Origin of the sequence: Pseudomonas sp. PDM25 (genome assembly GCF_019219045.1) — a bacterium.
Lineage (GTDB): Bacteria > Pseudomonadota > Gammaproteobacteria > Pseudomonadales > Pseudomonadaceae > Aquipseudomonas.
The window spans coordinates 81,827-99,130 of the sequence record NZ_JAHUWL010000004.1 but is presented as its reverse complement, the minus strand read 5'-3'; the positions used below and the strand labels follow the sequence as shown (position 1 = coordinate 99,130).

Below are 17,304 nucleotides of genomic sequence, written 5' to 3'. Positions count from 1 at the left end.
CCTTAATGAATTTTGCTGCCCAGGGTCACCACGCCGTCCGCTTTTTCGCGGCCGAGCCAACTGGTCCATCCCAGGCGACAGGCGTTCTGCTCACCGATGCGCAGTTCGCGGATTTCTTCCTGGCGCAGCACCAGGCGAATGTCGTAATCGAGCGGGTCACGCAGGGTGAACCGCACCAGCGCACAGAGCGGCTGGTAGCCGAAACCGATCGGCAGGAACTCGTGGAAGCGTTGCCAGTCGAGTTCGCGGATATGGATGCGGAACTTGCCGCTGCGGTCGCGCACGTGTTCGCCCAGCACCAGGTCTTCGCCGAGCAGGCTGTTGGCGCGGCCCAAGCGATTGCGCTGCTCGTCGAGGATTTCGACGCGACGCTCGATGCACTGCTCGATGGTCAGTTCTGCATGTTTGAAGTAGTAACGCAGCACCGCTTCGATCAGCGCCGCCGAGTGCGCCCGCAAGCTGAGCAAGCCGAGGTACGGCAGCAGGCGTTTCCAGTTCAGTTCCTGAGCCCTGCGGATCTCTTCACCGCCGAGGCCGATCAACGCAAACAGCTGCGACGAAAACGGGTCGAGGGCGCCGCTCTGGAAGCTTGCGCGGTAGCGGTATTTTTTCCAGATCGGCAGCATCAGCCGTTGCAGGCGATGGTGGAACAGGTCGAGGAAGTTGCGGGTCGGGTTGCCGTCTTCACTATCGCCCAGGGCCTGTTCGCCGTAGAACGCCGGGAGCGGCGAGCCGGAACCGACCAGGCCGATCAGGTTGAAACGCAGACGCGCGCGCATCTGCCCGTGCTCTTCGAAAAACTCCACGCGATCGACGTCACTGCCGGGGAAACCCAGGCTCGGATTGGCCTGGAATTCCAGCTGGTCGTACAGATCGTCTTCGCTCAGGTACGGGTGCGCCTCGCGCAGCCGGTCAACCACCAGCAGCACGGCCTGAAACAGCGAGTACTCGCGTATTACCCGGGTCAGCCCGCTTAAAGCAGGGGTTGCAGACCCATACGTGGTGTCCATTGGTACACCTCTCCCTGTGTGCTTTTTACCCGCAGCTCGTGGTACGAATTGAGACTGGCGTAAAGCGCGAAAAACTCGTTAAGAACCGAAGCGAAAACGAACAGGTCGCCCTCACCGATATACCCTTCCGGGTCGATGGTCAGCTCGGTGCGCAACCCGCGTACCGGCAACCCTCGGTGCAAGCGGTCGACGTGTTGGTGCTTGATCGACTTGAGCCCGCCCAGCAGACGCTTGCTGACTTTTTCAGCGTGTTGGTCGTAGTAGCGCGGCAGGTCGTAGGTTTCGAGAATCACCTTCAACGCATTGACGTCGGCCAGCGACAGGTAGTTAAGCGACATGTTGCTGATCAGCTTCCAGAGGAAGTCACGGTTCAGCGGCGGCGCATAACTGGGCGTGGCCGGGGTGATGTTGCGGAAACTGAGGAACTCCGGCGTCTCTTCGCAGGCCATGCAGATGTCGCCGAGCTTGAGCTTTTTGGGCAGATTCTGGTTGGTGCACATCAGCTCGATCGACAGGGTTTCGTGGGCTTCGGTGTGACGGATGCCGAAGCTCAGGTACGTGTCGAGGCCGTCGTGCAACGAGGACGAACGCTGGCGGATGCTGTAGTGCGGACGGCTGTTGGGCACGTCGAAACTCGGGTCGTGCTCGAACGATTCGAACGGCACGTACGCCTGATAACCGAGGCCACCTGGCTTCCAGCCGGTGACGGTTTCCACCGAAAACACACCGCAGTTTTGCAGGTCGTATTCGGCGGGCAGCAGCAGGTATTCGTCCTGCTTGCCGTCGAGGCGGATCGGCAACGCATCGTGCTTGAACAGGTTAACGATCGGCGTGCAGTAGAGCTTCACATTGTCCAGCGTCGGACGCAGGCGCTGGATGCCGCTCTTGCGAATATCGAAGCGCAATTCCAGGCCGCGCATCTGCTTGAGCGTGTCTTCCGGCAGAGCCTTGAGCAGGTCCAGGCCGTTGATATCGACGAACAGGAATTTGTCCTGGAAGGCGAAATATTCCTGCAGGTAGCGGTAGCCGCGGAAAGTGTTCAGCGGATACGGGATCAACGCCTCTTCTTCGGCAAAACCCACTGGCTGCACGCGGTCGCCGGGCATCTTGAATGCCATCGGCGTGCCGTTCACGCCGTTGATGGGCTTGCCGGCACCGTCCAACGGGATCAGCTCGATGCCTTCCAGGTTGCGCAACAGGCTCAGATAGAGCATCTGGCTGATGTAGCGCTCGCCGGCGAAGTGCAGACGCAGACGGCTCAGCTCCAGCTCACCGAGGTGACCGTCAGCGCTCATCTCCAGACGCAGGCTCAACAGCGAACCGTCGCCCTTCACTGAGTAATTCAGTGCAGCCAGGTCCAGCGGCAAGACTTCGGTCGGGTAGCAGGTGCGGAAACGGCAACGCACGTCATCGATTGGCATGCTCTCGACCGGTGTGTCGCGCTCGACCATCAACGCAGGACCGGAGCGTTTCAACGGATCGAACTGCAAAATGCTGAACGCCGGCAGCGGCCGCATGTAGTTGGGCCACAGCAGGTGCATCAGCGAGTGGCTGAGCTCCGGCAATTCGTCGTCGAGCTTCTGACGCAGGCGACCGGTCAGGAACGCAAAGCCTTCCAGCAACCGCTCCACGTCCGGATCCCGACCGGCCTGACCGAGGAAAGGCGCCAACGCCGGGCTACGCTCGGCGAAACGACGACCTAACTGGCGAAGTGCGGTGAGTTCGCTTTGGTAGTAGTGGTTAAAGGACACGGGGGGTTACCTGTTTGTCGTTTTTGCAAAATTTTTCAGCGCTGGAACATCCAACAACTGCGTGCGTCATGGGCAAAAAGAACGGTCATCGACAGTCCATGAACGCACGGCTTTTTCTTCGACCTTCTCAACCCGCGCCAAAGCCGTGCGCAGCGCTTGCCCATCAATGGTTTTGACGGCGCTGGCGCTTTTAATCGACAGGCTGTACTGGTCGCTTATCTGGCCCGACACGTCCTTGCCCGCCGACGTGTAGTTGGCGATGGAACGGCGCTCGTCGGGCCTCAACGTAAAGCTGCGGGGCTGATCGTCGTAGTTGGAGTCATGGGCCAGGGACAGCTCCAGCGGGACTCCGCAGGTGTTGAGCAGGTACACATCGTTGCGGTAGACCTGCTGCGCAGCGCAGGCCGTCAATGACACGAAGAAGGCAAAAAGACCGGTCCACTTAAACATCGAATTCATCCTTGGCAGCTTCATGGGCACACCGACGTATCGTTGATCGTCCACTCACGCTGAGTGCCGTCGCTGATCTTCTCCACGCCGCTCAGACGCTGTTTCAGCTGGGCGCCATCAATCACTTTGCTTCCAATGGCATCGGTGATTTTCAGCGAATAGTTGGCCGGGATTTGCTCGATCACGTCTTCGCCATAAGAGGCGAAGCTCGCGACCAGCGCCCGGGAGCCCGCTGCGGATGTCACGTTACGTTCCAGCGAATGCATGTTGGAGCTGTTGGAAATCTTCATTTCCAGAGGCTGGCCGCAGCGGTTTTCGACATACACGTGGTTGTTGTAAACCTGTTGTGTCGCGCAACTGGTCAGGGAAACGAAAAGCAGGCTGAAGCCGGCGAACTTAATCATCGAATTCGACCCTGGCCAGCCATAGCAGGCTTTTGACGTCTTGTTCAGAGGCTGCCGTACGGCTTTGCCGTTCGGAAGCTGTACTGGTGTAACTGCTGAAGTACTGCATGACGTCGAGCTCGCCCGCGCCTGGCGTCGGATGATCTGCCTTCGGGTTTTGCATCAGCGAGGATGAATCCTTGTGGGTCCACGAGTAGGTCGGAATCAGACCACCGCCATACTCGTTGAGAATCAAATGCCCGAACTCATGGGCAGACGTTTCCTTGAACTCTTCGGTGGCATAACTCGCCGCGTAGCCCGCGCCGATACCTTGTCGAGTGACGAATTGGTCATACGCATAACCGGCGTTGTGATACACCTTTCTGGCAATCGCCAGACTGGTAGAGCGTCCGAAGTCCTTGGACAACGAATCAATCAGCGGGAAGTTTCCAGCTTTGGGTGTGGCATTGATGTCAGCTTTGACCGTAACTTTGTAAGCACCCTTGCCGGTCGTGATCCCACTGGCAATACCACCGGCTCGTGAGCCATTACGCGACCAATAGAGCTCGATACCTTCCTTGGCCCAGCCCAGCAATGTGCTGAACGGCGTCGGCGCCAGGCCCGGGGTAGAGCCGCTGCTGCCGCCATCGGAAAAGCTCGGCCGCAACACGACATCAACCGTCTTCGCATTCCGATCAACCCGAACATCAACCCACTTCACTTCTTGCGCCGAGCACTCAAGCGTCAGATCGGTGACCTGTTGTTCGCCGCCCTGAGTCGCGGTCAGACGCACTTTAAGGTTCGGGCTTTTCAGAACACGGGTATCGAGAATGCCCGCCGTGTCGTAGCCATCCCACTGCCACGGATGCTCACCGCTCGGTAGGAACTGGGCAGTGTTGGGTTCGGTGTAGATCAGCTTTTCGCCGTCCAGCACCTCCAGCTTCACGGTGTCGGCAGCGGCTTTGCGGTTGTCGATGAGGAAGTCGATCAGCTCACGATTTTTCGTGGCACCGCTTTTGATTTCATCGTAATCCGGGACCTCCAGCGGCGTCAGAACCGAATTGCCCCCGGACTTCAGCTTCAGCCGGTAATCGAGTTTCTTTTCATCGGCACTGGCCTCTGGAATCAGCGCCGCGACCACAGCACCCAGCGCGGTCGCGATAATCCCGGAGAACGGTGCCGGCGAATGCGAGTTACCGATAATCACGGTCCCGGAACCCGCCGTCACCTTGTTGCCATGGGTCCCAACGGAATCCACAGTCGCCGCCGCTTTGCCGTTGATCAAAACCGTCGTCGCCAACCCACCCGACATCGCACCACCACACGCCGAGGCATCGCCTTGGCGGGCGGCCGCGAGGCCGTCGAAGAACACGTCGCCGGAACCGGCGGCGATCGGGTTTGTGCCGTGACCGGGGAGCGGGCAAGCGGTAGGGTCGGTGACACGTGCTGCGGGTTTGCCGGACATACGAATCTCCTTAGTTGACCTTCACTTGACCGCTGCCATCCAGGCGCGCGGCGAAACTGACCTGACGCTTGAAACCATCAACTTCCAGCAAGCCTTCGATGCTGAAGGACAGGCGAAGCTGATCGTGGTCACGCGGCAGGGAAATGACACGCACATTGCTCAGGCGTGGCTCGTAGGCTTCGATGAAATTTTCGATGGCCAGACGGGCCTGACTCAGGGAGTCGTGCAGGCTCAGACGCATGTCATTGAGATCGGGTAGCCCGTAATCGGACAGCGTTTGCACGCTGCCCGCACGGGTGCTGAGCATCTTGGCCAGATGGGCAGCCACGGACGCCATGGCGGAGACCTCGCGGCTCCAGCCGACGCGTTTGTCCGCGTCGCCACCCAGGCGTTCGAAAAGGCTGCCGTATCCAGTCATGAGTGAGCTCCGCTTACTCTTTGTCCAGCTTGCCAACCAGCGACAGGGTGAAATCGGCACCCATGTACTTGAAGTGCGGGCGCACGTTCAGGCTGACGCGGTACCAGCCAGGCTCGCCTTCAACATCGCTGACGATGATCTGGGCAGCGCGCAGTGGACGACGGCCACGCACTTCGGCGCTTGGGTTTTCCTGGTCGGCCACGTACTGGCGGATCCACTTGTTGAGTTCCAGCTCGAGGTCGGTACGCTCTTTCCACGAACCGAGTTGCTCGCGCTGCAGCACTTTCAAGTAGTGAGCCAGGCGGTTGACGATCATCATGTACGGCAGTTGGGTGCCGAGCTTGTAGTTCAGCTCTGCTGCCTTGCCTTCTGCGCTGATGCCGAAGAACTTCGGCTTCTGCACTGAGCTTGCGGAGAAGAACGCCGCGTTGTCGGAGCCTTTGCGCATGGTCAGGGAGATGAAGCCTTCCTCGGCCAGTTCGTATTCACGACGGTCGCTAACCAGAACCTCGGTAGGAATCTTGGTTTCGATTTCGCCCATGCTTTCGAAATGGTGCAACGGCAGGTCTTCAACCGCGCCACCGCTCTGCGGGCCGATGATGTTCGGGCACCAGCGGAATTTGGCGAAGCTGTCGGTCAGCTTGGTGCCGAACGCGTAGGCGGTGTTGCCCCACAGGTAATGCTCGTGGCTGTTGGCGACGGTTTCTTTGTACACGAACGATTTGACCGGGTTTTCTTCCGGATCGTACGGGTTACGCAGCAGGAAACGCGGCACGGTCAGGCCAACGTAACGGGAGTCTTCCGACTCGCGGAAGCTCTGCCATTTGGCGAATTGCGGGCCTTCGAAGTGATCTTTCAGATCCTTCAGGTCCGGCAGACCGGTGAAGCTTTCCAGGCCGAAGAATTTCGGGCCGGCCGCGGCGATGAACGGCGCGTGGGACATGCAGGCAACGCTGGACACGTACTGCATCAGTTTCACGTCCGGCGAGCTTGGGGACATGAAGTAGTTGGCGATGATCGCGCCAACCGGCTGACCACCGAACTGACCGTATTCAGCGGTGTAGATGTGCTTGTACAGGCCAGACTGCATCACTTCCGGCGAATCTTCGAAATCGTCCAGCAGGTCGTCTTTGGAGACGTTGAGGATTTCAATCTTGATGTTTTCGCGGAAGTTAGTGCGGTCAACCAGCAACTGCAGGCCACGCCACGACGATTCCAGGGACTGGAAGGACGGGTGGTGCAGGATTTCGTCCATCTGGCGGCTGAGCTTGGCATCGATCTCGGCGATCATGCGGTCAACCATGGCCTTCTTGACTGGCTCACCGTTGTTCTGCGGCTTGAGCAGCTCTTCGATGAAGGCCGACACACCGCGCTTGGCGATGTCGTAGGCTTCGTCGTCCGGCGTCAGGCGAGTTTCGGCGATGATGCTGTCGAGAATGCTGTATTCGCCGTTCTCTTTGCTCTTTTGCTGTGCTGCGCTAGTGCTCATTGTGTTGGCTTCCTTGGCTGATGGAGACTCAGACGTCCTGGGCTGCGGCATTCAAGCCCAGCTCACCCAATACGCGACCGCGGGATTCGTCGTCGGCGAGAACGCCTTCGATGGCTTTGCGGAACGCAGGCGCATTACCCAGCGGGCCTTTGAGGGCCACCAGCGCGTCGCGCAGTTCCATCAGTTTTTTCAGCTCAGGCACTTGCTCGACCAGGCTGGCCGGGTTGAAGTCCTTCATCGAGTTGACACGCAGTTGCACGCCCAGCTCTTCAGTGCTGCCCTCTTCCTGAAGACGGTTCGGCACGTTCAATGTCAGGGTCAGCTCTTGCTTGGCCAGCACTTCGTCGAAGGTCATCTTGTCGATGCTGATCGGCTTGCGATCTTCGACTTTACGTTCGTCCTTGCGGTGGGTGTAGTCACCGATTGCCAGTAGTTTCAACGGCAGTTCAATCTCTTCCTGAGCACCACCGGTGGCAGGTTTGAAAGTGACGTTGATGCGTTCCTTGGGGGCTACCGAGCCTTCTTTGGCCATGGCTATTCTCCTTGCGGTTGTGGCCCTGGGGCCTATTCGAGTACCACTTCGAGATCGAGGTGGCACAGCCTGCGATAAATCTCTTCCTTGCGTTCACGTACGGCATGGTTCTGCGGCAACAACTCGCAGCAGCTATGCAGTAAATGCAGCACTTCCAGCGCAAGATCGGGCTCCCAGGCGTTCAGGCCTGAGTCCTGTAATGTTTGGTCCAGTGTTTCGAGTTGGGTCCTGGCCAGTTCGTATTTCTTGGCCATGAAGCACAGCCGCGCGAGGGCGAACTGCCAGAAGAACCGGGCGCGTCCGCCTTGGGCGCTTTGCAGGCCTTGCTTGAGGATCTGCACGGCGGCCTTGAGGCCGTCCTTGCGCAGGATCGGCAAGACTTCTTCCAGGGCCACTTCCCAGGCTGGCTGGGTGTCGGCGACTTCGACCTTGCGCGGCGCACTGGCGCTTTGCAGGTGCGGCATGACGTGGGCGCTGACCCAGGCGCGGGTGGCCGGATCGGCAAACGGGGCGCCGTCATGGAATCGCAATTCGATGATGCCGGGCAGGCGTTGAATCAAAAGCGCGAAGTGGATTTCCACTTCGCGCATAGCCATCTCGGCGTTGAGCCCCTGGAGGCACTCCCAAACCATTCGCTGGCCATCGAACCAGAACGGCGCCTTCGCCAGGCTCGCCTCCAGTTCCACCAGCAGGTCAGCGTATTTGGCCTGGTCGTAACGGTCCTGGTAGGCCTTGAGCTTGTCGGCCGGCAAGCCGCGCAGAACGGTGATTTGCTCGGCATTGCGCTCGGGCACCGCGTCGATAGGCAACCACAACAGCGTGCGATTGAGGCGCAAGGCGCGCAGGTCCGTGGCTTTCTGCTTGAGCCACCAGGCACACAACGGCCGCGCGCTTTCCTGCTGGGCACGCAGGGCCTTGTGGGCTTCTTTTTCGTTATCAATCGGCGCGCCGGGGGTGAACAGCTGCGTGGCTGCCTGCTTGACCTGAGCCACCGCGGCACCCACTACACCCGGTTCGGGCTGGTTGTCGGCGGCGCGCTGAACCATGTTTTTCAAGCGGCGGGAGATCGGCAGCAACAACGGCGCATCGTCGCCCAAGTGCTCGGTGCAAGCGGCATCGAGGCCTTCAAGGTGTTCGACCAGCCGCCGGAACATCGGCAACTGCTCTTTGATCGCGACGTTTTCAGTCAGCACCTGCTCAAGACGCGGCACCAACCAACTGATGGCAGCGGAGCGGGTGCGGGCCTTGTTGGGATGAAGCTCGGCCCAGTGGCTTTCGCACAGGTGGTGCAAAAGTCCGAGGCCGGCCAGCAGCCCTTGAAAGGATTCGCGCTGGTACAGGGCCCAGGTCAGCCAGGCGCCAACCCGCAAGTCCTTGGACTGGGTGCGCAGCAGGTTTTCACTGTTTTCACGGATTTTCAGCCAGTCGATCTGACCGCTTTCGTGCATGGACGAGGCTTTGGCCAGCTCGCTTTCCAATGCCTCATATTCGCTCGAAAAGCGAACATCCTCGCCCGCGAAATTCTCTTTGGAAACAGAGGCTTTTGCGAGGTCGAGGTAATGAGCAGAAAGTTTGCTTGAGTAGGACATCCATGGCCTTTAATTAGGATTACAGTCATACGTCTATTGGATTTCCAACGACGCGGGACAGAATCAAAGAGCTGCGATGAGTCTCATCCAATTGAGTTCGTGCTCTTTCAAGTGCGCGCATCGTAATCACAATGATGGCCACTAGCAAGCATCTGGTTAAACAACAAGACGAAGTGTGTCTATTGCACGTAGGAGAATTCCTTATATATCGCAAGGGATTCCCTGATATCAGTTTAATGTTTCCGCACCGGATGTACCGACCGGAAAGCTCCGACTTAGAGCCATCGCTACCAATCACCCGCGGTCGCTGCTGATTGAATCGCTGCCACGTGCCTGAATCATGACAAAAATAGAAATTATTAAATGTAGGAGCCGTCCGAAAGGCGCTGTCATCTTTCAACAAAATGGGAGCGACAACAGCTCGCATGAAAAGTGCCATCATAATGATGGCACCCCATACACAAAACAAAGTTCCACAATGGAACTTTCGGTATCGCGGAAATTTCATACCGCGTTTTTAAGAAGTACCAACATTTACGATGGTTTAAACACCGCTCGATATCGCTTGTTTAAAACAACTCAAGGTTACTTCCTGCAAGCTACAACACCTTGCGTCGTTGCCTACGGCTACGCCAGAATCCGCCGGCTTGTGCGCCTTGGGGGCGGTCGGTAACTTGGTTCCTGTCACTGCCCATCAGTGATCGGGTTTAGCAGCCCGTGGTTGTTAGTGAGGTGCATAGCGTTTCCTTCAGTCAGGTATTCATATCCCTGCACTTGATGGTGGCTGTGCGTGGGGCGCCCTTGGGCGCGCCGGTTTGCTAACTCCCCGGTCTGCTAACCCGCGCACAGCCGCCACCCATCGTTTAGCAGCGACGTGTGAACGGCTCCATTTCAGGAGTTAGTAAATGTTCAAGGTCACACCCAACCCACCCGACACCGATCCAGTCTCCCCCTACGAAAGCCCCGATTCAAACAAACTCAACGAAGCCGCCGAGCGCGCCCTCGACCATCACTTCCCGCCAGCCGACCCCAAACCACCCAAACGCAACGGCCAGCTCTTCAGCGTCTGCCCGGGTATCAACCCTGAAACCCTTCTCGCCAATGCCTCGGAAGATTTGCTGTCTATCAGCGCCATCGCCGCCAACCTCGCCGACGATGTGGACGGCTCACGCCGCTCCGTAGCCCTGGCGCTCAGCCGCATGGCTGACGGCGTGCATTTGTTGGTGGAGCGAATGCTGGATCATCTGGATGAGCCGGAGATGGCGGCGATTCTCGCCAGGAAACACAGCCGAGTCAGTTGATCGACCAAGAAAAAAGTACTCCGCCCCCCATAAAAAAAAGGTTCTTCCCCGGAAAACCGTGAAGAACCTTTTTATGGGTGCGCCAGGCATGGCGAGTAACGCCGTGACTGGCGCCGTTTGGCTCACTGTGGTGGTGAGTTGGAGGTAGAAGCCCTTTACACACCCGGCAAGGGGAGATGTTCGCCAGAGCCAAGGGTGTCGCGGGTGACTGCGAACCTGAAGGAAACGCGAGGCGCTGGCCTGACGAACAGGAGGCGGTAGCGCAGGGAAGATATTCGTTACTGGCTGCATCCTTGCAACCAGCAACGAAGGGCTGTTACTTCACATTGTTCAATGGGGCTTGCGAGCAACGTCGCAGTGAATCAGGCGGGATATCTCGATCATATCCACAACGGTTTTTTCGTCGACCTCAAACCCGCAGCCTGAAAGCCCTGTATCGCTATTACTTGAGCGTGACGTCGAGCATCGGCGGGATATAACCGTAGTCGTACTCGGCCACCACGAACGTCTGCTGCCCTTTTATCTTCATGCCCACCGTCGGCGCCTCAGTGCCGCCGATACGAATCTGCGTGCCGGTTTCGTCGGTCGGTACGCTGTCGATAAAGGAGGTCACCAGGCCGTTGGGCATCACATAGTGCGAGTAGGTCTGGAACGGCTGAGAAGACGGGTTGCCCAGCACCAGGCCGGAACCGTTCAACGGCACGTAAGGGCCGAACAGCGAATCCGCGACAAAACCGTACACCCCGTCCGGCCCGGTCACACCATCGGCATAGGTGAACGTATGGCTGATGGTGAACAGGTAGTACTTGCCGTCCTGGAACACGAAGTGCGGGCGTTCGGTCTGGTCGTTGACCCCCACAGCGGTCAGCAGCGGCGGTAGCATTTCCCAGTCGTCGCCGTCCGCGTCACGGGCCACGGCGATGCCGACACAGGCGGTCTGGAAGCGCGAGTTGCCGACGTTTTCATAACCCGGCGGTACATCGCCGATTTCCGCTTCACCCACCTTGTGCGAGCCGCGCTCGCCGGCCACGTTGCCCTCGAACAGCATGTACAAGTTGCCGTCCTTCGGGTCGCGGAATGGCCATGGATCACGGAAGCCCCAGAAGGAATTCTGTGCTTCGGTCTGGTACATCTTGCCGTCGGCCTCGAACAGCGGCTTGACCTTCTCGAAGCCGACCATGCTGACGCCATGTTCGGTGGTCACCACCCGGCCCCGCACCTTGACGATGGTCGCGCCCGGGGTGACGGCGGTGTAATACAGGTCCACCTCACCCTGGTCATTCAACAGGATCGGCGAACCGGCCCATTCGCGAACGGTCGGCGAAACCCCTTCAGCCATCACACGGCCGCCGAGTTTCCAGTCCTTGCCGGTACGAGAAAACCAGTAGTACATCTTTGCCCGACCGTGGCGATCGTTCCAGTCGCGGGTGATGTTGTAGTTGCCGTTCTCGTCGATGTACTCCGGGTCGTTTGGATGACGATCGGCAGTCAGGGTGAAGATCACCGACCAGCCATCGACGGACGTCACGTTACCATCCAAGTCGCGCAGCGGCATGGTGTCCCAGATGAACACTTCGTTGCTCAATACCGGGAAATCCGCGCTGACCAGCGGTTGGGTGGTGGTGGGATCGTCCGCGCGGACTTTCAGCGCATCAGCGCGGGTCCAGAGGCTGGATTGATGGGGCGTTTTGCCGAATTTTTCAGTGTTGCTTTTCATAGGGTAATGCCTCGTCCATGAATGGATTAAATATTGATCAAAAAATACTGTATGTGCATACAGTGACTTAACCTTAAGAGACTCAATCTTATGGGTCAAGAAAAAAATGCATTTGTGCATAATTTGATGTTTTTCTGAAGCTGATACGTTTCAGCTTGCGATTTTTATAGAAGTTTTTTCTCAGCCAGATCGACGACGTTGCCTGCAAAACAGGTGCGTTTAACCGCTGGTCGGTCGAGGGTATGCGTAGCGGATGCAACGGGCGGAAGCAGGGACTGGGCGGATCGGTCAACTGAGTCAGCGCATCCTGCGCAAAGCCCAACAAGGCGGTGAAGAACCCAAAAAAAATGGGCACCCAACCCAGTTGGCGTGCCCATTTTTATCCCGCTCCCGCGCTACGCGGGAAGTCGGTGCGTGTTACGGATTAACGCTGTCTTTCAACGATTTGCCTGGCTTGAACGCAACCGTGTTGCTGGCCTTGATTTTGACGGGCTCACCGGTTTGCGGGTTTTTGCCGGTGCGGGCACCGCGGTGGCGTTGCAGGAAGGTACCGAAGCCCACCAGCGTGACGCTGTCCTTGCGGTGCAGAGCGCCGGTGATTTCTTCGAGAACGGCGTTGAGAACGCGGTTGGCCTGCTCTTTGGTGAGGTCTGCTTTTTCAGCAATTGCAGCGGCGAGTTCTGGTTTACGCATTAGTGAAGCCCCTTTGACGGTTTTTTGTTGTTATGTCCGTGCTGTTCTCGTTGGAACAGCGCCCAAAGCGCCGCAGATGCTCTACTCTGCGGCAGACGGGAGTGAGGATGGCACGCAGTGAAGAGCCGCGCCAGTCTCGACGCGACCTTTGTAGGGGCAAAAGAGGGGTGATTCCGACAGAACGACCGGTATTTACGCCAGCAGTGCCGGAAGCTCTTTGTTCAGGGCCAGTTTTTCCATCACCGCCGCGCCTGTCAGGGCATAGCCCAGCAATTTGCCGCTGGCATCGCGGCACAATACCTTGATGTCCGCGCCCTGCCCTTCGACTGTCCAGACGCCCTCCAAACCCCGTGGTGGCGGCGAAACCACCAATGGGCAGACCGGCGTTTTAACGGTGATGGGCATCGGGCCATAGCTCACCGCCGTCGGGTTTCCGGCGAGGGTCTGAGCCAGCGCTCTCGCACAGCTCATGAGGGGCATCACGTACAACAGATTCAGCCCATCGACTTCGGCGCAGTCGCCCAGGGCATAGATATTGGCGTGGGAGGTTTTCAGGTGGCGATCGACCACCACGCCGCGATTGACCTGCACACCGGCCGCAGCCGCCAGGTCGATGCGCGGACGCAGACCAATGGCCGACACCACCACATCGCAAGGGATCACCTGGCCATCGGACAGATGCGCTTCCAGTCCATCTTCAACGCGCTGCAAGCGGTTGAGCACCGGCCCGAGGTGGAAGCGTGCGCCCAGGCTTTCCAGCCCGGCCTGGACCGCAGCGGCCGCCGCCGGGTGCAACAGGGTCGGCATGACTTGCTCGCACGGTGCAACCAGTTGCACCTCGTAGCCGCCAAGAATCAGGTCGTTGGCGAATTCGCAACCAATCAGGCCGGCGCCGAGCAGCAACACCCGACGTTTGCCGGCCGCCGCGGCGCGAAAGCGTGCGTAGTCTTCCAGGTCGTTGATCGGAAAGACTGCGTCAGCCGCATCGCCTTCGATCGGCACTCGCACGGTTTCAGCGCCCCAAGCGAGGATCAGGTCACGGTAAAACACCGCTTCCTCACCGATCCACAAGCGCTTGTGGCCAGGATCAATGCCGCTGATGCGCGTGTGTGTGCGCACTTCGGCCTTCAACTGCTCGGCCATGGTGCCGGGTTCGGCCATGCTCAGGCCGTCAGCGTCTTTGTTTTTGCCGAAGCCGGTGGAGAGCATCGGCTTGGAGTAGGAGCGTCCGTCATCGGCAGTAATCAACAGCAGCGGGGTTTCGCCATCGAGTTTGCGAAACTCCCGGGCCAGGTTGTAGCCAGCCAGCCCGGTGCCGACGATCACGACAGGTGCGTTCATTCCTTACTCCTCTAAAAGTCTTAGTTGATTTCGATCATTTCGAAATCCATTTTGCCTACGCCGCAGTCCGGGCACAGCCAGTCTTCCGGCACGTCTTGCCACAGGGTGCCCGGCGCAATGCCGTCATCCGGCCAGCCGTCGGCTTCGTTGTAAATCAGGCCGCAGACCACACATTGCCACTTTTTCATTCACGTACATCCTCAGGATTCAGGCTTTTGCCGGCACGAACGGTCGATGGTTGGAGCGCTGCCGTCCGGCTCAGCGCGTTTTGTACTGATCGGGCCCGGCAGATGCAAGCCTGTTCGACGCAATGGCCGGCCGGATCAATCAAAATCGCAGGCTGACATGGTAAGCTCGCCGCCTCATTTGCTGCCAATAATGACTCACTGTGCCGCACTCAAAATCCCCCGCCGTGACCCCGCTTTGGCTCCCTCGAAGCCAACTGACGCCCCTCCCCGACACGTCTACGCTCGACTGGTTGTTCGATGAAGGCTCTTTGACCCGACGGCTGATCCGTCTGTCGAATGACGGTTTCAGCGTCACGCCACTCTTCGAAGGCTGGCAATCACTGCGCGCCGACGAATGTGCCGCGCTGGACCTGGCCGAAGGCAGCGAGGGCTGGGTTCGCGAGGTGTATCTGCGTGGCCACGGCGAAGCCTGGGTGTTTGCCCGCAGCGTGGCGGCGCGCAGTGCATTGCAGGGCGATGGTCTGCACATGGACGAATTGGGCAGCCGCTCCCTGGGCGAATTGCTGTTTTGCGATCAGGCATTTCAACGGCGCGTCATTGAGGTTTGTCATTACCCTCAGGAGTGGCTGCCGATGGAGTGCCGCGCACCTGAACTGTGGGGCCGCCGTTCGCGTTTCGACCGCGGCGCCTTGAGCGTGCTGGTGGCCGAAATTTTCTTGCCGACCTTATGGAACGCCACCCGCGCCCATCCGGAGAATTGCTGATGTACCAGAGCCTGCTCAAGTCCCTGAATCGCTTGAATCCACGGGCCTGGGATTTCATTCAGCTGACCCGCATGGACAAACCGATCGGCATTTACCTGCTGCTGTGGCCGACGCTGTGGGCGCTGTGGATTGCTGGTAAAGGTTCGCCGTCGCTGGCCAATATCGTGATTTTCGTCCTGGGCGTGGTGCTGACCCGCGCCGGCGGTTGCGTGATCAATGACTGGGCGGATCGCAAGGTCGACGGCTACGTCAAGCGCACCGAACAGCGGCCCTTGGTGAGCGGCAAGATCAGCTCCAAAGAAGCGTTGGTGTTCTTTGCGCTGCTGATGGGCGTGAGTTTCCTGCTGGTGTTGTGCACCAATGCGGCAACGGTCTGGCTGTCGTTCGGCGGTTTGGCACTGGCCTTCACTTACCCGTTCATGAAGCGCTACACCTATTACCCGCAAGTGGTGCTGGGCGCGGCGTTCTCCTGGGGGATGCCGATGGCATTCACTGCCCAAACCGGTGAGCTGCCAGCGGCGGCGTGGTTGCTGTGGATCGCCAACCTGCTGTGGACGGTGGGCTACGACACTTATTACGCGATGACCGACCGCGACGACGATTTGAAGATCGGCGTGAAATCCACGGCCATTCTGTTTGGCGAGGCAGACCGGGTGATCATTTTGATCCTGCAGGGGCTGGCGCTGGGTTGCTTGTTGCTGGCCGGGTCGAAATTCGAACTCGGTGGCTGGTTCCACTTGGGATTGCTGGCGGCGGCGGGCTGTTTTGCGTGGGAATTCTGGTACACCCGCGGCAAGGACCGGATGCGTTGCTTCAAGGCGTTTCTGCACAACCATTGGGCCGGGTTGGCGATTTTTGTCGGGATCGTGCTGGATTACGCGCTGCATTGACCGTTGGAAAAGATCGCAGTCTGCGCCTGCTCCAACAGGGGGATGGAGCGACCGCAGGCTGCGAACTGTTTACGGCGCAGGCGAATCGCTTATTTATGCTCGCGCATGATGTGCCAGACGTTCTTCATATTGTCGCCTGCCATGTCACCCGGTTTTTTGTCCTTCATGAACGTGTAAAGCGGCTTGCCGTCATAGGCCCACTGCATCTTACCGTCGTCACGCTTGATCGTGCTCCACTTGCCTTCGGGCTTGGCGCCCGCCGGCGCCATCATTGGCGGCCAGTATTCAGCGCACTCGCCGTTGCACATCGACTTTCCGCCTGAGTCCTTGTCGTATGTGTACACCGTCATGCCCTTATGATCGACCATCATCCCGTCTTTCATCATCGCCGGATCGGCGGCGAAGGCCAGTGTCGGCAGCGTTAGCGCAGCCGTGACCAGCAGAGCCTTCCAGGTTTGAGCAATGTGTTTCATGGAAACCTTCCTTTGTGGTTGTCAGGAGTCGGACTTAGAGCTTAGTTCAGGATCATGACAATCGCCGGGCGACTAAAATACTGTCACACGACTGCAATAATTCCGTTATCTAATGCGGCGCAAGACAGTTAAATGACAAGAGGATTAAAGGCATGGTTGGCAGGAGCATTCTGATCGTCGACGACGAAGCGCCCATTCGCGAAATGATCGCCGTTGCGTTGGAGATGGCCGGCTATGACTGCATGGAGGCTGAGAACTCGCAACAGGCCCACGCCATCATCGTCGACCGCAAGCCGGACCTGATCCTGCTCGACTGGATGCTGCCCGGCACGTCCGGCATCGAGCTGGCCCGACGCCTCAAGCGCGATGAGCTGACCGGGGACATCCCGATCATCATGCTCACTGCCAAAGGCGAAGAGGACAACAAGATCCAGGGCCTGGAAGTCGGCGCCGATGACTACATCACCAAGCCTTTTTCCCCACGTGAGCTGGTTGCGCGCCTGAAGGCCGTGCTGCGCCGTGCCGGGCCAACCGATGGCGAGACGCCGATCGAAGTCGGCGGCCTGCTGCTGGACCCGATCAGCCACCGCGTGACCATCGACGGCAAACCCGCCGAGATGGGCCCGACCGAATACCGCCTGCTGCAATTCTTCATGACCCACCAGGAACGTGCCTACACCCGTGGCCAGTTGCTGGATCAGGTCTGGGGCGGCAACGTGTATGTTGAAGAGCGCACCGTCGACGTGCACATCCGCCGCCTGCGCAAAGCCCTCGGTGATGCTTACGAAAATCTGGTACAAACCGTGCGCGGCACCGGCTACCGGTTCTCCACCAAGGCCTGATCCGGATC

General features: G+C 58.9%; 17 protein-coding genes and 1 pseudogene. 4 read left to right on the top strand and 14 right to left on the bottom strand.

Annotated features, from left to right (window positions below):
* Positions 1-2: 2 nt before the first annotated feature.
* The 9 genes and pseudogenes from tssG to tssA all read right to left on the bottom strand — a co-directional run bounded on the left by tssG (position 3) and on the right by tssA (position 9,087).
* Positions 3-1,010: a type VI secretion system baseplate subunit TssG gene (tssG, locus tag KW848_RS08615; RefSeq protein WP_033059313.1), complete on the bottom strand. Its 1,008-nt coding sequence runs from the start codon at positions 1,008-1,010 to the stop codon at positions 3-5.
* A complete protein-coding gene (tssF, locus tag KW848_RS08610; RefSeq protein WP_192408861.1) occupies positions 974-2,761 on the bottom strand; it encodes a type VI secretion system baseplate subunit TssF in 1,788 nt (595 codons plus the stop codon). Before tssF ends, tssG begins: the two co-directional genes overlap by 37 nt.
* 66 nt (positions 2,762-2,827) lie before the next feature.
* A complete protein-coding gene (locus KW848_RS08605; protein ID WP_111448254.1) occupies positions 2,828-3,211 on the bottom strand; it encodes a hypothetical protein in 384 nt (127 codons plus the stop codon).
* A gap of 20 nt (positions 3,212-3,231) precedes the next feature.
* The gene (locus tag KW848_RS08600) at positions 3,232-3,615 is read right to left on the bottom strand and encodes a hypothetical protein (RefSeq protein WP_218536569.1); all 384 of its coding nucleotides are present in this window, start codon (positions 3,613-3,615) and stop codon (positions 3,232-3,234) included.
* A 1,149-nt stretch (positions 3,616-4,764) separates the two neighbouring features.
* Positions 4,765-5,059, bottom strand: a pseudogene (locus KW848_RS32225) (PAAR domain-containing protein); the annotation flags it as partial.
* A gap of 10 nt (positions 5,060-5,069) precedes the next feature.
* Positions 5,070-5,477 carry a type VI secretion system baseplate subunit TssE gene (gene tssE, locus KW848_RS08590; protein WP_008150080.1) on the bottom strand — a complete coding sequence of 136 codons (408 nt, stop codon included), beginning with the start codon at positions 5,475-5,477 and terminating at the stop codon, positions 5,070-5,072.
* A 13-nt stretch (positions 5,478-5,490) separates the two neighbouring features.
* Positions 5,491-6,966 carry a type VI secretion system contractile sheath large subunit gene (gene tssC, locus KW848_RS08585; protein WP_111448251.1) on the bottom strand — a complete coding sequence of 492 codons (1,476 nt, stop codon included), beginning with the start codon at positions 6,964-6,966 and terminating at the stop codon, positions 5,491-5,493.
* A 28-nt stretch (positions 6,967-6,994) separates the two neighbouring features.
* Complete coding sequence (tssB, locus tag KW848_RS08580; protein WP_111448250.1) at positions 6,995-7,498, bottom strand: type VI secretion system contractile sheath small subunit; 504 nt, start codon at positions 7,496-7,498, stop codon at positions 6,995-6,997.
* Positions 7,499-7,530: 32 nt separating this feature from the next.
* Positions 7,531-9,087: a type VI secretion system protein TssA gene (tssA, locus tag KW848_RS08575; RefSeq protein WP_218536567.1), complete on the bottom strand. Its 1,557-nt coding sequence runs from the start codon at positions 9,085-9,087 to the stop codon at positions 7,531-7,533.
* Between the two features lie 905 nt (positions 9,088-9,992).
* Between tssA and KW848_RS08570 the strand changes: the two genes are divergently transcribed.
* Positions 9,993-10,388, top strand: coding sequence for a DUF6124 family protein (locus KW848_RS08570; protein WP_218536566.1), 396 nt, complete (start codon positions 9,993-9,995; stop codon positions 10,386-10,388).
* A gap of 442 nt (positions 10,389-10,830) precedes the next feature.
* On the opposite strand, the gene KW848_RS08565 is transcribed toward KW848_RS08570, so the two are convergent.
* The 4 genes from KW848_RS08565 to KW848_RS08550 all read right to left on the bottom strand — a co-directional run bounded on the left by KW848_RS08565 (position 10,831) and on the right by KW848_RS08550 (position 14,327).
* The gene (locus KW848_RS08565) at positions 10,831-12,105 is read right to left on the bottom strand and encodes a glycoside hydrolase family 68 protein (RefSeq protein ID WP_192408853.1); all 1,275 of its coding nucleotides are present in this window, start codon (positions 12,103-12,105) and stop codon (positions 10,831-10,833) included.
* Positions 12,106-12,522: 417 nt separating this feature from the next.
* Entirely contained in the window at positions 12,523-12,798 is a 276-nt protein-coding gene (locus KW848_RS08560) for an HU family DNA-binding protein (RefSeq protein WP_003213368.1), read from the bottom strand.
* A 192-nt stretch (positions 12,799-12,990) separates the two neighbouring features.
* Positions 12,991-14,139, bottom strand: a complete 1,149-nt coding sequence (locus KW848_RS08555; protein WP_008150072.1) for an NAD(P)/FAD-dependent oxidoreductase — start codon at positions 14,137-14,139, stop codon at positions 12,991-12,993.
* Positions 14,140-14,159: 20 nt separating this feature from the next.
* Entirely contained in the window at positions 14,160-14,327 is a 168-nt protein-coding gene (locus KW848_RS08550; RefSeq protein WP_007954349.1) for a rubredoxin, read from the bottom strand.
* A gap of 200 nt (positions 14,328-14,527) precedes the next feature.
* Between KW848_RS08550 and KW848_RS08545 the strand changes: the two genes are divergently transcribed.
* Complete coding sequence (locus KW848_RS08545) at positions 14,528-15,091, top strand: chorismate lyase (RefSeq protein WP_218536565.1); 564 nt, start codon at positions 14,528-14,530, stop codon at positions 15,089-15,091.
* The gene (gene ubiA, locus KW848_RS08540) at positions 15,091-15,981 is read left to right on the top strand and encodes a 4-hydroxybenzoate octaprenyltransferase (RefSeq protein WP_218536564.1); all 891 of its coding nucleotides are present in this window, start codon (positions 15,091-15,093) and stop codon (positions 15,979-15,981) included. The genes KW848_RS08545 and ubiA overlap by 1 nt, the downstream gene beginning before the upstream one ends.
* 89 nt (positions 15,982-16,070) lie before the next feature.
* On the opposite strand, the gene KW848_RS08535 is transcribed toward ubiA, so the two are convergent.
* Positions 16,071-16,454 (bottom strand): hypothetical protein, encoded by a 384-nt coding sequence (locus KW848_RS08535; RefSeq protein WP_218536563.1) that lies wholly within the window; start codon positions 16,452-16,454, stop codon positions 16,071-16,073.
* Positions 16,455-16,606: 152 nt separating this feature from the next.
* On the opposite strand from KW848_RS08535, the gene phoB reads away from it, so the two are divergent.
* Positions 16,607-17,296, top strand: coding sequence for a phosphate regulon transcriptional regulator PhoB (gene phoB, locus KW848_RS08530; protein ID WP_046045002.1), 690 nt, complete (start codon positions 16,607-16,609; stop codon positions 17,294-17,296).
* Positions 17,297-17,304 lie beyond the last annotated feature (8 nt).

What these genes read in the sequence shown, in the direction of transcription:
- tssC (WP_111448251.1), bottom strand. Translation starts at nt 6,966, where the DNA reads ATGAGCACTAGCGCAGCACAGCAAAAGAGCAAAGAGAACGGCGAATAC.
- tssE (WP_008150080.1), bottom strand. Translation starts at nt 5,477, where the DNA reads ATGACTGGATACGGCAGCCTTTTCGAACGCCTGGGTGGCGACGCGGAC.
- ubiA (WP_218536564.1), top strand. Translation starts at nt 15,091, where the DNA reads ATGTACCAGAGCCTGCTCAAGTCCCTGAATCGCTTGAATCCACGGGCC.
- KW848_RS08560 (WP_003213368.1), bottom strand. Translation starts at nt 12,798, where the DNA reads ATGCGTAAACCAGAACTCGCCGCTGCAATTGCTGAAAAAGCAGACCTC.
- KW848_RS08605 (WP_111448254.1), bottom strand. Translation starts at nt 3,211, where the DNA reads ATGTTTAAGTGGACCGGTCTTTTTGCCTTCTTCGTGTCATTGACGGCC.
- KW848_RS08555 (WP_008150072.1), bottom strand. Translation starts at nt 14,139, where the DNA reads ATGAACGCACCTGTCGTGATCGTCGGCACCGGGCTGGCTGGCTACAAC.
- KW848_RS08550 (WP_007954349.1), bottom strand. Translation starts at nt 14,327, where the DNA reads ATGAAAAAGTGGCAATGTGTGGTCTGCGGCCTGATTTACAACGAAGCC.
- KW848_RS08565 (WP_192408853.1), bottom strand. Translation starts at nt 12,105, where the DNA reads ATGAAAAGCAACACTGAAAAATTCGGCAAAACGCCCCATCAATCCAGC.
- KW848_RS08600 (WP_218536569.1), bottom strand. Translation starts at nt 3,615, where the DNA reads ATGATTAAGTTCGCCGGCTTCAGCCTGCTTTTCGTTTCCCTGACCAGT.
- phoB (WP_046045002.1), top strand. Translation starts at nt 16,607, where the DNA reads ATGGTTGGCAGGAGCATTCTGATCGTCGACGACGAAGCGCCCATTCGC.
- KW848_RS08535 (WP_218536563.1), bottom strand. Translation starts at nt 16,454, where the DNA reads ATGAAACACATTGCTCAAACCTGGAAGGCTCTGCTGGTCACGGCTGCG.
- tssA (WP_218536567.1), bottom strand. Translation starts at nt 9,087, where the DNA reads ATGTCCTACTCAAGCAAACTTTCTGCTCATTACCTCGACCTCGCAAAA.
- tssB (WP_111448250.1), bottom strand. Translation starts at nt 7,498, where the DNA reads ATGGCCAAAGAAGGCTCGGTAGCCCCCAAGGAACGCATCAACGTCACT.
- tssG (WP_033059313.1), bottom strand. Translation starts at nt 1,010, where the DNA reads ATGGACACCACGTATGGGTCTGCAACCCCTGCTTTAAGCGGGCTGACC.
- KW848_RS08570 (WP_218536566.1), top strand. Translation starts at nt 9,993, where the DNA reads ATGTTCAAGGTCACACCCAACCCACCCGACACCGATCCAGTCTCCCCC.